Genomic DNA, 13,846 nt, shown 5'->3' on the forward strand with positions numbered 1-13,846 from the left:
AGATACCCCAACACCACACTCTGACCAACACACAACCAAACCCACACACAGAACCTAAAACAACGCGTTTAGTTCCTATAGGCCCCGATCTGGCGTTTGCAAGCCCAACGAATATAAAAAGATCCCGAGGTGACCTCGGGATCCTATCTGTGGAGCTAGGGGGATTCGAACCCCCGACCTTCTCCATGCCATGGAGACGCGCTACCAGCTGCGCCATAGCCCCGTGCTTGCCTTGCTTGGTGAAGCCTTGCTTATAGTACACCGGGATTGGCGAATGGAGCAACTCAGTGTGTTGCCCCGGAATTGCAGGGATTGTGAGCTATTTGATGGATTTTATCCTCGAATGGTCTTGAGGCATTCCTGAGCTTGCAAGTGCGCTAGCATGATGAACAAGGGGCGACCAAGGGGGTCGGCAGCAACGGAAAGGCGGCGGACCATGACCGGCAAAAACGATGCGGAAGTGCGGGTTGAAAAGCGGAACGAGAACCATCCTGGGGACCAGCTCATCATCAACTGCCTGCCCTTGGACCAGAGTGAACGACAGGAATTCCTCCAGGCGGCTCCAGGCGTTCGTCAGGAGTTCATTGTCGACACGGACATGCGGCAGAGCATGCATTGGCTCATCGATGTCCCTGAATCCCTCCGATCGGAGGCCACGATCATTTTGGGTAATCCGCCGGCCGAGCAGGTGGTTGCCTGCCGTAACCTGGTCTGGCTGCAGACCAGCAGCGCGGGTGTGGATGCCTACATGAAACCGGGGGTTCTGCCTCCGGGCGCCATGTTGACCAGTGCCTCAGGCGCTTACGGGCAGTCGGTCTCCGAGCACATGTTCGCCATGATGTGGGCTCTGATGAAGGACCTGCCGGCCTACCGGGACAATCAGCGTTTGGGCCGTTGGGAACCTCGCGGGGCCGTCCTTTCGCCGCATGGCTGCCAGGTCCTGGTTTTAGGCACAGGGGATATCGGAGCCTCCTTCGCTCGTCTGGCAAAGGCCGTAGGCGCTCGGACCATCGGCATCAGGCGCCATCCCGACCAGCCGGTGGAGGGGTTCGACCGTCTGGCTGGTTTTGATGATCTGGATGCCCTGCTGCCTGAGATGGGCGTAGTGGCTCTGGCCCTGCCTTCAACGCCGCAGACCCGGCACATCATCGATGACCATCGTCTTGCATTGATGAAGTCCACCGCCGTGCTGATCAACGCGGGCAGGGGAGATGCCGTGGACTGCATGGCTCTGGCCCAAGCCCTGGATAAGGACGGCATTTTCGGTGCAGGTCTGGATGTGACCGAACCGGAGCCCCTGCCTGAAGACCACCCGCTCTGGAGGCAACCACGCTGCCTGCTCACCCCGCATGTGGCCGGGGGAGCCTACCTGCCCTCCAACATGGACAAGGTTCGGGAAATCTGCCTGGATAACCTTCATCGGTTCATGGATGGCAGGCCCCTGCGCAACCGGATGAGGTGACCGCCATGCCGACAGAGCGAAACAACAGAGGCCGCAGCCATCGACGGACAACGGTTCTGCGGTGGGCGGCCGTCCTGTTGGCGCTTGCATTGATTGTGGCGGGCTCCTTGGCCCTGGCTGGCAGGCTGGTGGGCGTCGGGCCTGCTCGCCATTCAGACAATCAAAACTCCTCCGCAAACGGCCCCAGGACCGCTTCTCACGGCCCTCCTGGATATTCTCCAGAGCAGACCGCGGCCCATTCGCCTCTGACCTCGCCTGTGGACTACAACCATGACGGCGTGGATGACTACACGGCCATGGTGCGTGGAGCCCATCAGGAGGCCCGCCGCCATCCTCATTATGACAGCGGCTACTACCAGGGCGGCTATCCTCCCGATGACCGCGGCGCCTGCACCGACGAGATCTGGAGGGCCTTCCGGCAGGCCGGCTACGATCTGAAGACCATGGTCGATGCCGATATCGCCTCGTCTCCTGGGGCCTATGCCGGAGTGATCAACAGCCCGGATCCGAACATCGACTTCAGGCGGACCAACGTCCTCGGCGTATTCCTGTCCCGGCATGCCCAGCGTCTGACCAACGACACTGCGACCACCGACCAGTGGCAGCAGGGCGACATCGTCATCTTCGACACCTCCTGGCACATCGGCATGGCCTCCGATAGAAGGGACAGCCGTGGCATTCCCCTGCTTCTGCACAACATGGGCCAGCGCGACAGGGAGAACGACTACCTGGGCTCGCCAGGCCACCGTCCCATCACCGGGCATTTTCGCTTCGACGCCTCCAAAATCCAACCCGCCGTCCTGCGGCCATGGCGGGGATGACCGGGGACTACCCTGCGGAATTGAACACGGCGGTAACTGGTTGTCTGCTACTATCGGTTCGGCCAGAAACGTCGGCCAGGTTCGAGCACGAGAGGCGGTGATGGCGATGATGAGAGTATTCAGCACCATGAACGGGCAGATCGAGCAGATCGGCAAGGCTTCCAAGGGCTCATGGATATGCTTATCGGCGCCCACCGATGTCGAGCTGGCCAACGTCTCCCAGACCACCGGTATCGACCTTGCTGACCTGCGTGCCCCCTTGGACGATGAGGAGCGCTCGCGTGTGGACGTTGAGGACGAGTACACCATGGTCATCGTCGATATTCCCCGCGCCGAGGAGCGCGACGGCCGGGACTACTACGAGACCATTCCTTTGTCCATCATCGTCACCGAGGATCTGATTGTCACCGTCTGCATGCAGGACACCGTCCTGCTCCACCCCTTTATGGAAGGCACCATCCGGGGTTTCAACACTTTCATGAAGTCCCGCTTCATCCTGCAGATCCTCTACCGCAACGCTACCCTCTACTTGCGCTACCTGCGCATCATCGACCGCGAGTCGGACCGGCTGGAGCTCAAGCTGCGTCACTCCATGCAGAACCGAGAGATCCTCATGCTGCTGGAGCTCAACAAGACCTTGGTCTACTTCGCCACCAGCCTCAAGTCCAACGAGATCGTCCTGGAGAAGCTGACCGGGCTGGAGCGGATCAAGCGCTACCCGGACGACGAGGATCTTCTGGGCGACGTGATCACCGAGAACAAGCAGGCCATTGAGATGGCCAACATCTACTCAAGCGTGCTTTCGAACATGACCGACGCCTTCGCCTCCATCGTCTCCAACAACGTCAACAACGTCATGAGGATCTTCACCATCATCTCCATCAGCCTGTCGGTGCCTACGCTGATCTTCTCCATGTATGGCATGAACTTCAACCAGGGGATGTTCGGCATGCCCTTCACTGACAAACCCTGGGGGTTCGCGGTCGTGGTGATTCTGTCAGGTATGGTGACCGCCCTGGTGACCTGGTTCCTGACGCGCTCGAGAATGTTCAAGTAGGGGCTGATCATGTTTGCACGCAGGATTGCGGCGGCTCTGGCGGCGCTGGTTCTGGCGGTGCCCCTGAGCGGGTGCGGCCGCCAGGAGGATCGCTACCGGGCCGGCTCCATCGGGCCCAAGATCAGCGTGGGCATCCCCTTCGACCAGCCCGGGCTTGGATTCGCCCAGTCCGGCCAGTACCGGGGTCTGGATGTGGATGTGGCCCAGTACGTGGTCCACGAGCTGGGATACGCCGAGTCGCAGATCGTCTTCCGCCAGGTGAAGCCCGTGGACCGCGAGCGCATGCTCGAACAGGGCCAGGTGGACATGGTCGTGGCCGGCTACTCCATCACCCAGGAACGGCAGAAGCTGGTGGATTTCGCCGGGCCCTACCTGGCTGCCGGGCAGGACCTGCTGGTTCGTCGCGCTCAAAACGACATTGCCGGGGTGGAGGATCTGGCACAAAAGCGGGTCTGCGTGGCAGCGGGATCCACCTCCGGGGCCCTGGTGCGCTCGCTGGCACCCCAGGCTCAGGTCCAGGAGCGGGAGGAGTTTCCTGAGTGCGTCACGGCTCTGCTCAGCGGGGACACGGATGCTGCCAGCGGCGACGATTTTGCCCTGGCTGGACTGGCTCATGTTCGTGGCGGTGGCCAGCTGCGCCTGGTCGGCAACCCCTTCTCCAACGAACATTACGGCATCGGCGTGCCCCACGGTGATCCGGAGCTGGTGGACGTCATCGACCAAGCTCTGAAGAGGATGATGCGGGACGGGTCCTTCAAGGCCGCCCTGGGCCGGGCCTCCAGGTCCATCGGCTACTCCATTGATGCCGCCGCCCGCACCCTGCGGCCCGGCGATCGCTGAGCAAGGCTTCTGCCAGGATGACGGATGCTGGACATTGGCTCGGCCGTGTCCATGTGAATGGCGATAATTCACCATATGAACGCGAATGAAGACAGGGATCATCAGCAGACCCAGGAATCCGATCAGCCCAAGTTCCGCTACGATGCCGCCATGGCGCAGACCATTGAGGAGCACTGGCAGAAGCGCTGGGACAAGGAGGGCACCTTCTGGGCAGCCAACACCAAGGGTGATTTGACCGATGCCCAGGGCGATCATGCTGGGGGCCGCAGTCCCTACTTCGTCATCGACATGTTTCCCTATCCTTCGGGCAAGGGCCTGCATGTGGGTCACCCCCTGGGCTACATCGCTACCGACGTGGTCAGCCGCTACCACCGGATGAAGGGCGAGAACGTCCTGCACGCCATGGGCTACGACGCCTTCGGCCTGCCCGCCGAGCAGTATGCAGTCCAGACCGGCCAGCATCCCCGGGCCACCACCGAACAGAACATCGACAACATGCGCTGGCAGCTGCACAGGCTGGGGCTCAGCTTCGACGACCGCCGCTCCTTCGCCACCATCGATACGGACTACGTGCGCTGGACCCAGTGGATCTTCTCGCGCATCTACGAGTCCTGGTACGACCCCGACTACCGCCGTGCCGACGGGGGGACGGGCTCGGCCAGGCCTATCAGCGAACTGGTCGAGGCTTTCAAGTCCGGAAGCAGGCCCATCCCCGGTCATCCCGATGCCTCCTGGGAGGACCTGGACGAGGCCGAGCGCTCCGAGGTGCTCAACGACTTCCGTCTGGCCTACATCTCGCGCTCGCCGGTCAACTGGTGCCCCGGACTGGGCACGGTCCTGGCCAACGAGGAAGTGACCGCTGAGGGCCGCTCCGAGCGCGGCAACTACCCGGTCTACCAGCGCGAACTCAAGCAGTGGTCCATGCGCATCACCGCCTACGGTCACCGGCTTCTGGAGGATCTGGACATTCTGGACTGGCCCGAAAAGGTCAAGCTCATGCAGCGCAACTGGATCGGGGAGTCGCACGGGGCTTCGGTGGACTTCACCGTGCCCAGCCCTGACGGCGATCAGACCATGGAGGTCTACACCACCCGTCCCGATACGCTTTTCGGTGCCACCTTTGCCGTGGTCTCTCCTGAGCACGACCTGCTGCAACACCTGCCCCAGGAGTGGCCTGAGGATGTGCCTGAACAGTGGAAGGGCGGTTATGCCAATCCCACGGAGGGCGTTCAGGCCTATCGACGGGCCGCCGAGGCCAAGACCGCCAAGGATCGCGTGGACGAAGGCGGGGCCAAGACCGGCCTGTTTACCGGGCTGTATGCTCTCAACCCCATCACCGGGGCCAAGCTGCCCATTTTCACCGCCGATTACGTGCTGATGGACTACGGCACTGGAGCCATCATGGCTGTGCCAGGCGGTGATCAGCGCGATTACGATTTCGCTGTCAAGTATGGTCTGCCCGTCGTCTACACGGTCAGCCCGCTGGATGATTCCGGACAGACCTTGGACGATTACCGGGGCAAGGCACCTTTCATATCCCACGACGGGATTGTGGTCAACTCTTCGGTCCAGGCCACCCAGGCCGTTGGCGATTCGCTCAGCCTGGACGGTATGCGTGTTGACCAGGCCATCGAGAAAGTGACCGCATGGCTGGAGTCGGCCGGGGTGGGCCATGGAACGGTCTCCTACCGGCTGCGCGACTGGCTCTTCTCCCGTCAGCGCTACTGGGGCGAGCCTTTCCCGGTGGTCTATGACGACCAGGGCCTGCCCCACCTGCTGCCCGACGACCAGCTGCCGGTGGCCCTGCCTGACGTGCCCGACTATTCGCCCAAGACCTTCGACCCCGAGGATGCCCAATCTAGCCCCGAGGCACCGCTGAGCCGCAACCAGGACTGGGTGAACGTGACCTTGGATCTGGGCGACGGCCCCAAGGTCTACCACAGGGACACCAACACCATGCCCAACTGGGCCGGCTCCTGCTGGTACTACATGCGCTACATCGACCCCAAGGACGACCAGCACATGGTTGATCCGGAGGAGTACGACTACTGGCTGGGTCCCAAGCACAATGCCACTGCCGGGGAGTCGGGCGGCGTCGATCTCTACGTGGGCGGTGTGGAGCATGCGGTGCTGCACCTGCTCTATGCCCGCTTCTGGCACAAGGTCCTCTACGATTTGGGATACGTCTCGTCCAATGAGCCCTTCCACAAGCTCTTCAACCAAGGAATGATCCAGGCCTACGCCTACACGGACCAACGCGGACAGTACGTGCCTGCCGCCGAGGTGGAGGAGCATGATGAGGGCGGCAAGGTCAGCTACACCTGGCAGGGACAGCCGGTCAACCGCGAGTTCGGTAAGATGGGCAAGAGCCTTAAGAACATCATCACCCCGGACGATATGTACAGCACCTACGGGGCCGACACCTTCCGCCTCTACGAGATGAGCATGGGCCCCCTGGATGAGTCCAGGCCCTGGAACACGCGCAATGTGGTGGGCGGCATGCGCTTCCTGCAGCGGCTCTGGCGCAACGTGGTGAACGAGCAGACCGGCGAGGTGGTCCTGGACGAGGGAGAGCCCGACCAGAAGACCCTGAAGCTGCTCAACACCACCATCCACGACGTGACGGTGGAGATGGAGGCCATGCGGCCCAACACGGCCATCGCCAGGATGATCGTGCTCAACAACCATCTGACCGGCCTGAATCCGACACCCAGGGCAGCCATCGAGCCCCTGGTGCTCATGCTCTCGCCCATCGCCCCCCACATCTGCGAGGAGCTTTGGAGCCGGCTGGGTTACAAGGAGTCCCTGGCGCATGCCCAGTGGCCGACCTGGGATGATCGCTATCTCGGCGAGGACACGGTCACCGCCGTGGTCCAAGTCAAGGGCAAGGTCCGTGGCAAGCTGCAGGTCAGCCCCGACATCGCGCCTGATCAACTCGAGGCCATGGCCCTGGCACTGCCCGCCGTCCAGGAGCGGCTGGGTGGCAAGGAGCCGCGTAAGGTCATCGTCAAGGCACCCAAGATCGTTTCGGTCGTGCCGGCCTGATCCTGCACTGCCCGCAGCCAGGCTGTGGACAGGCGATGACCTTCGACCACATAGCCTCCCGACCTCATATCGGGGGGCTTTTTCATGTCAGGCTGGGTCCATGAGCATCAACATCACCCAGCCGCCGGCGCCGCCCCTGCAGGCTCTGGCTCTGAATCAATCCGCCAGGTCAAGGGGGTCGGCCGAAGATATGGCCGAATCCCAGACTCGGCGTGATCGGCCTGTCTGGTCGTTTACGCCGCTTCAGGCCTTGATAGCCATTCTTATTTTGGTGGTTGCCCTTGCGATCAGTCTGACCCTGCTGGCCCAGCAGGAACGGGCGCTGGCCGCAGGAGTGGCAGTCGACGGGTCCGGGGGCAAGTCATCGGTCCTGGCAAAGGGCGATGCCAACGGTGCTGCACACCGAAGCAAGCATGTTTCAGGAAGCGATGGTAGACGGAACACCCATGGTGACGAAGGCAGCGGGCATACCGAATCGGCCTCGGATTCCGCTCAACACGGTGAAGGGGCAGGCAACGCCTCTGCTGCTCCGGCCTCCAGTGCCTCCGCGGGAACAGCGGATCAGACCGGACGGGTGAATCTCAATAGTGCCAGTCAAAAGGATCTGGAGAATGTCAAGGGGATCGGTCCGGTCACGGCAGCAAAAATACTGGAGCATCGGCGTGCTCTCGGCGGTCGTTACGCCTCGGTCGATCAGCTTCTGGATGTTCCCGGCATCGGTGCCAAGACACTGGCCCGATTACGCCCATATCTGGTGGCGCAATGATGGTCTGCCGGGCAGAAGATCGTCTTGCTGCTGATCGAGACAATGGCAATCGCAATCTTCGCATGCTTCCCGCTGCTTGTCTGGCCTGGGCTATCGCCCTGCTGGTCCCATGGCTTCTGGGCCGGAGCGTGGGCGGATCCGTGGCCGGAACATCCAAGAGCGGCGACTGGTCCAAGACGGCAGGGGAGTCCAGAGGCGGCATGGGTATGTCGGTCTGGTTGATGCCGCTTGTCTTGGCGCTTCCATTGCTGATAGCCATGGTCATGCTTGCCTTCAAACTCGTTTGCTTGCTTGTTGCAGGGGACGCTGATTGCAAGGGTCAGGTATCGCGCCCACCCTATCGCCCATGCCGGCGGATCCGGCTGCACCAAGTTTGTCAGTCTCCGTGTATTTCCACCTGGCTTGGTCCTCGGAAGCTGCCGACATTGGCTGTCTTGGCTGCTGTGGCTCTGACTGTGGCATTGGCCGCCGCAGTCGGTCATGAGTCAGTGCGCAGCGGGCCGGCAGCTCGGCAGATTCGTCAGGGAAAAGCGCTGGCTGAGGTTCGTGGCTGGGCTGTGGACCCCATGAGTGCATCCTCTCGGCGAGGCTGGGACTGTCAGGCGGAGGTCAGGCTGGCATGGGTTACTGTGGCCGGGGTGCGCATGCCTTCCGATGAACGGATCATCCTCTTCGCCCGAAGCCGGTCATGCCTGCTGCAACAGGGCGGGCAGTATCGTGCGCGAGGCCTCTTGGAGCCCTCTGCTTACGGCCGTCCTATTCCCTGGCTGGCTGTGGAAGACGGGGCGAAAGAGGTCGAGCCGCCAGGCCCCTGTAGACGATTGATCGCCCGTATGCAAAGGGCCTTTCTCGAGCAGACCAGCAGACTGGACGATCAGGGACGGATCCTGGTGCCGGGTTTGACCATGGGCATTCTGGGCAATCAGGCCCTGCCCGGGTCGGATGGCTCCCTGGGCAGGCCGGCAGTGGAGCCTGCCTATGCCACCCGTCTGACCCAGGACTTCCGGACATCGGGCATCCTGCACCTGATGGCGGTCTCTGGCGGGCACTTCATGATTCTGGCCTCGCTGTTGGTCAGGATCATGCGAGCCCTGCGCTCGCCGCCCTTGCTGATGGCCTTGGTTTTGTCTACCGCCTATCTGGGTTTGGGTATGCTGATGGTCCCAGGTGATTCAGTTCTGCGAGCTCAGGCCATGGGGCTTCTTTCGGCCTTGGCTCTGGCTGCCTGCCGGCCTGCCCAGTCATTGAACACGCTGTCCTGGTGTGTCCTGCTGGTGCTGATCCTGCGACCTTCCATGGCTGCAAGCTTCGGCTTCGCACTCTCCTGTGGAGCCGTGCTGGGCATCGGCCTGGGTAACCGGCGGTTGGCAGCCCTCCTTGAAGATCATCTACCGACATTTTTGGCACGTCCATTGGCCACGACCCTGTGCGCCCAGGCCGGAACCCTGCCCGTGCAGGTGTTGATGAGTCCCGGGTTGCCTCTACTGGCTCCACTGGCCAACCTGCTGGTCACTCCTGTGGTCGACGCTGCAACAGTGACTGGCCTGCTGGCTCTGCTCACCTCCTGGCTCTGGCCTCCAGTGGGTCTGTTCCTGGCCCGACTGACCTCCCTGGGTACCGGAGTCATGGCTTTTGCCGCCAGGTGGCTGGGCGAAGCGGCTGCTCCGGCGGCCTGGCCACCGGGACCGGTCGGTAGCGCCTGCCTGGTTGGTCTGGGTCTCATGGCCGTGATCGATCATCGGCTGATTCGATTCATCCGTGCTCGTGGGCTCGATCACTCATGGCCGGCTGTGACAGGGGTGAATTCCGGGGTTCCCTTCCGGCCGTCGGCTTGGGTGTCAATCAAGGGCTGGCTACAGCAGACCTATGGCCTTCTAGCCCAACTGGTCTTCAAAGATGACCGAGGGTAATGTCCAGCGATGAAGGGAGATTTGAGTCATGACTGAAGCTCAGCAGGAGAACCCTTCCGTCCATCTGGTGGTCGGCGGCGATCCCTTCCTCAACGCTCAGCGTTTCAAGGAGCTGTGCGCGCAGGCGTGTGCCGCTCACCCGGACAGCGAATACATTGAGCTGGACGCGGCGGACTGCGACGCTTACGCCTTTCAGGAGGCGGTCGGACCCTCCCTGCTCAGTCAGACGGCTGTGGTTTGTCTGGATGATCTGCAGGCGGCTGATGAAGCCCTGAGCCAGGCCTTGATTGATTTCTGCCGCGAGAGCGCAGGGGACGAATCCAGTATTGTCATCGCACGTCATGACGGGGGCAACCGGGGCCGCAGGCTCCTGGCCCAAATGACACGGGTCGGAGCTGTCACGGAGCGGATGCCGGATCTGAAGAAGTTCGACGACAAGGTCGACTTCGTCTATGGGCGTTTCAAAGCCCATCAGCGCCGTATCCAGCCACGGGCTGCCCAGCGCTTGGTGGATGTTCTGGGCGAGCGCACTCCGGAACTGGCTGCCATGTGCTCCCAGCTCTGCTTCGATTTTGCCCAGGATCCCATGACCTTGGAGATCGTCAACCGTTATCTGACCGACAACCCGGCTGTATCCGGATTCGCGGTGGCGGACAGGGCCCTTGCTGGCAGGCCGGCCCAGGCCGTCGTCGCTCTGCGTACGGCTCTGGAGCAGGGCAACGAACCAGTCTCCTTGATTGGCGTACTGGCCCTGAAGCTGCGGACGCTAGCCAAGGAGGCGGCCATCGAGTCGGGATCCATTACCACAGCTGAGGCCAAGGCCGCCTACTGGCAGTTGCGGGAGGCCAAGAGACAGCTGCATGGATGGACCTCCTCCGGCCTGGCGGCCTGCATCGAGGCCTTGGCCCAGGCTGATGAGATCAGCAAGACCAGCAGCGGCGACGCCCGCTATGCTCTGGAACGGGCAGTGGAGCTGATCGCCGCCAAGGGAAGGACAATGGCATGAGCCAGCAGGATGGATTGGAACTGGCGGTGCCTACAGGCGAGGACATGCAACGCCTGGGCAGAAACCTCGCCTCGTGTCTGCAAGGCGGGGACGTGATCCTCCTGTCCGGGCCTCTGGGGGCGGGTAAGACCACCCTGGCCCAGGGGCTGGGCGACGGACTTGGAATGGATGGCCCTGTGGTTTCGCCCACGTTCACCATCGCAAGGGAGCTGCATGGCCGCCTGTCAGACGGCTCGCCGGTTACCCTGATCCACGTGGATGCCTACCGGCTGGGTGGACAGGGCTATCTGCCTGGCGAGGATGCCGTGGATCGGCTCCTGGACGAGCTGGAGTCCCTTGGTCTGGATGAGGAATTGGAAGACCCGGGCCAAAGGACCATCATTCTGATGGAATGGGGCGATCAGATGGTCTCTGCTCTGGCCGATCAACGTCTGGAAGTGAGCATCGCCCGACCCGTGGGTCCCCGGGAAGATCCTGAGGCGCCACCCAGCTCCCAGGGTCAGCGTATGGTACGTCTGCGTGGAGTGGGTCCGTCTTGGGCCAATAGAATGGATCAGCTGAGAAAGGCGATGACGGCATGAGCGGGACCGATACGTCCCTTTTGGTGATCGATACCTCATATGGCTCGACTGTGGGGCTGCCGGGGTGGGAGCCGTGCATCGAGACCGACTCGCGCTCGCACGTAGAACGCCTCCAGGTCAATATCGCCAAGGTCATGGATCAGGCTGGGCTGTCTGCAGACGATCTGCGGACCATCGTGGTGGGACTGGGGCCTGCACCCTTCACCGGTCTGCGGGCAGGCATCGTCACCGCCAAAGCCCTGGCGTTTGCCACGGGTGCCCGTCTGCTGGGACAGGACATCCTGGAGCCGCAGGCCCGCTATGCCTACAGCCGGTTCAAGCGGCAGGGTCAGGACCATTCACGGCTTCTGGTCCTGGCTGTCAACGATGCACGTCGGCGGCAACTCTACTACCGTCTTTTTGGCGACTTCGATGGCGCGCAGGCCCCGGCCCAGCCGCTGACCGACATGAGTATCGACTATCCAACGGTGATCTGTGAGAAGATCGCGGCCATTGTGGAAGAGCGGGAGTCTGTGGACCAGGGTCCTGTCACTCTGGTCATTAGCGGTCATGGAGCCGGCCGCTATGCCGACCAATGGGAGCGTCTGGATAAGCATTCCGATATACGGGTGGTGCTGGATGAAGGATCCTTCCTGGCGGATCGGACACGGGGGACAGGCCTGATGGCTGCTTGCGCTAGCAGACGTGCCCAGCATGGGCTGATCGACCCGGTGGAGCCCCTCTATCTTCGCCGACCTGACGTCTCCGTGCCCAATCCGCTTAAGCACGTGGCAATCCAATCATGATTCGCAGGGCGGTCTTTAAGGACCTGGACCGGCTGGTCGATCTGGAGTCGCGCGTCTTCGGTGACCAGGCCTGGAGCCGGCAGGAGCTGCGGTTCGAGTTGTCTGCGCCTTCACGCACCTACCTGGTCTGGGAAGACCAGGGTGCCATCCTGGGCTACGGAGGTTATTGGTCAGGCGAAAGGGATGCCGAGCTGATGACCCTCGGGGTCTTGCCGGAAGCCCGGCATCGGGGTATTGCAGGATCTCTGCTGGCCAGGATAATTACGGGAGCCGATCGCGAGGGTCTGCAACGCATGAATCTGAAGGTCCGCGTAGATAACCCTGTGGCCATTGACCTCTACAAGAACTTTGGCTTCTCACAGGCCGGTCTATGCAAGGGTTACTATCAGCCTGAAGACGTGGATGCCTGGGCTATGACCAGACCTTTGAGCTCGATTGGACCGGGACCGGTGGGTTTTGTCAGCAACAAGCCTTCGGAAGGACAGGAAAGGATCATTGACCATGAGTGAGCCACTGGTGCTTGGCATCGAATCCACCTGCGACGAGACCGCTGCCGCCCTGGTTCAGGGCAACCGGCTGCTGTCCAACGTGGTGGCATCCTCCATGAACGAGCATGCCCGCTATGGTGGCGTCATCCCCGAGATCGCCTCGCGGGCACATGCTGAGTCCTTTGTGCCGGTCGTCTCCAAGGCCCTGAAGGATGCGGATATGGACCTGTCCCAAGTGGATGCCATAGCGGTCTCGGCTGGTCCTGGATTGGCTGGATGCTTGGCTGTAGGCGTTTCCGGTGCCAAGGCGTTGGCTTGGGCGGCGAAGAAGCCCTTGTATGGCATCAACCATGTCATCGGACACATAGCGGTCACCCAGCTCCAATTCGGACCCTTCCCTCAGAATGCCCTGGCCCTGATAGTCTCCGGCGGTCACACCTCGTTGCTGCATGTGGATGATCTGGCGCGATCGGTCCAGGTGGTGGGCACCACCCTGGACGACGCGGCAGGGGAGTGCTTCGACAAGATCGCACGCCTGCTTGGCTTCCCCTATCCGGGCGGCCCCCACATCGACCGCCATGCCCGTCTGGGCGACCCCCACGCCATCGCCGTGCCCCAGGGATTGACCAAGGGCCGGGCCGGGGCCGAGCATCCTTATGACTTCAGCTTTTCGGGGGTCAAGACCGCCGTGGCTCGATGGGTCGAACGCAGACAGCAGGCCGGGCTCGACATTCCCGTGGACGATGTCTGTGCCTCCCTGGCTGATTCCGTGGCCACCGTCCTGTCCCGCAAGGCTATGGCCGCATGCCACAGGTTCGACACGGATACTCTGATCGTCGGCGGCGGGTTCTCGGCCAACTCGCAGCTGCGTGGCAAGCTTCAGGAATTCGGCGAGCAGGAGGGCATCAAGGTCCGCATTCCCAAGATCAACCTGTGCACGGACAATGGTGCCATGGTGGCCATGCTGGGCGTCAATCTGGTCCAGGCCGGACTGTCCCCCTCCGCTCCTGACTTCTCCATCGATTCGGCCATGCCCATGGACAGGATTCTCATGTAATCGACACGCCAAGTTGTCGGATGCGAGG

General features: G+C 62.2%; 12 protein-coding genes and 1 tRNA gene. 12 read left to right on the forward strand and 1 reads right to left on the reverse strand.

Annotation, left to right across the window (positions count from 1 at the left end):
* Positions 1-150: 150 nt before the first annotated feature.
* Positions 151-223, reverse strand: a tRNA-Ala gene (locus J3U06_RS08680).
* Positions 224-436: 213 nt separating this feature from the next.
* On the opposite strand from J3U06_RS08680, the gene J3U06_RS08685 reads away from it, so the two are divergent.
* The 12 genes from J3U06_RS08685 (at position 437) to tsaD (ending at position 13,818) form a co-directional block, all read left to right on the forward strand.
* Positions 437-1,462 carry a D-2-hydroxyacid dehydrogenase gene (locus J3U06_RS08685; protein WP_232340666.1) on the forward strand — a complete coding sequence of 342 codons (1,026 nt, stop codon included), beginning with the start codon at positions 437-439 and terminating at the stop codon, positions 1,460-1,462.
* A 5-nt stretch (positions 1,463-1,467) separates the two neighbouring features.
* The gene (locus tag J3U06_RS08690; protein ID WP_121914813.1) at positions 1,468-2,283 is read left to right on the forward strand and encodes a DUF1287 domain-containing protein; all 816 of its coding nucleotides are present in this window, start codon (positions 1,468-1,470) and stop codon (positions 2,281-2,283) included.
* Between the two features lie 106 nt (positions 2,284-2,389).
* Positions 2,390-3,340 carry a magnesium transporter CorA family protein gene (locus J3U06_RS08695; protein WP_267444959.1) on the forward strand — a complete coding sequence of 317 codons (951 nt, stop codon included), beginning with the start codon at positions 2,390-2,392 and terminating at the stop codon, positions 3,338-3,340.
* Positions 3,341-3,349: 9 nt separating this feature from the next.
* Positions 3,350-4,180, forward strand: a complete 831-nt coding sequence (locus J3U06_RS08700) for a glutamate ABC transporter substrate-binding protein (RefSeq protein ID WP_267444945.1) — start codon at positions 3,350-3,352, stop codon at positions 4,178-4,180.
* A gap of 75 nt (positions 4,181-4,255) precedes the next feature.
* On the forward strand, positions 4,256-7,225 hold the full coding sequence (leuS, locus tag J3U06_RS08705) for a leucine--tRNA ligase (protein ID WP_267444946.1): 2,970 nt from the start codon (positions 4,256-4,258) through the stop codon (positions 7,223-7,225).
* Between the two features lie 100 nt (positions 7,226-7,325).
* The gene (locus J3U06_RS08710) at positions 7,326-7,991 is read left to right on the forward strand and encodes a ComEA family DNA-binding protein (protein WP_267400063.1); all 666 of its coding nucleotides are present in this window, start codon (positions 7,326-7,328) and stop codon (positions 7,989-7,991) included.
* A gap of 425 nt (positions 7,992-8,416) precedes the next feature.
* Positions 8,417-9,901: a ComEC/Rec2 family competence protein gene (locus J3U06_RS08715; RefSeq protein WP_267444947.1), complete on the forward strand. Its 1,485-nt coding sequence runs from the start codon at positions 8,417-8,419 to the stop codon at positions 9,899-9,901.
* A 28-nt stretch (positions 9,902-9,929) separates the two neighbouring features.
* The gene (gene holA / locus J3U06_RS08720; protein ID WP_267400061.1) at positions 9,930-10,907 is read left to right on the forward strand and encodes a DNA polymerase III subunit delta; all 978 of its coding nucleotides are present in this window, start codon (positions 9,930-9,932) and stop codon (positions 10,905-10,907) included.
* Positions 10,904-11,488 (forward strand): tRNA (adenosine(37)-N6)-threonylcarbamoyltransferase complex ATPase subunit type 1 TsaE, encoded by a 585-nt coding sequence (gene tsaE, locus J3U06_RS08725; RefSeq protein WP_267444948.1) that lies wholly within the window; start codon positions 10,904-10,906, stop codon positions 11,486-11,488. Before holA ends, tsaE begins: the two co-directional genes overlap by 4 nt.
* Positions 11,485-12,273, forward strand: coding sequence for a tRNA (adenosine(37)-N6)-threonylcarbamoyltransferase complex dimerization subunit type 1 TsaB (gene tsaB, locus J3U06_RS08730; protein WP_267400058.1), 789 nt, complete (start codon positions 11,485-11,487; stop codon positions 12,271-12,273). The genes tsaE and tsaB overlap by 4 nt, the downstream gene beginning before the upstream one ends.
* Positions 12,270-12,782 carry a ribosomal protein S18-alanine N-acetyltransferase gene (rimI, locus tag J3U06_RS08735; protein WP_267400057.1) on the forward strand — a complete coding sequence of 171 codons (513 nt, stop codon included), beginning with the start codon at positions 12,270-12,272 and terminating at the stop codon, positions 12,780-12,782. The genes tsaB and rimI overlap by 4 nt, the downstream gene beginning before the upstream one ends.
* Positions 12,775-13,818 (forward strand): tRNA (adenosine(37)-N6)-threonylcarbamoyltransferase complex transferase subunit TsaD, encoded by a 1,044-nt coding sequence (gene tsaD, locus J3U06_RS08740; protein WP_267400056.1) that lies wholly within the window; start codon positions 12,775-12,777, stop codon positions 13,816-13,818. The genes rimI and tsaD overlap by 8 nt, the downstream gene beginning before the upstream one ends.
* Positions 13,819-13,846: the final 28 nt, after the last annotated feature.

It is taken from the genome of Bifidobacterium sp. B4142 (assembly GCF_026537325.1).
Taxonomy (GTDB): domain Bacteria; phylum Actinomycetota; class Actinomycetes; order Actinomycetales; family Bifidobacteriaceae; genus Bombiscardovia.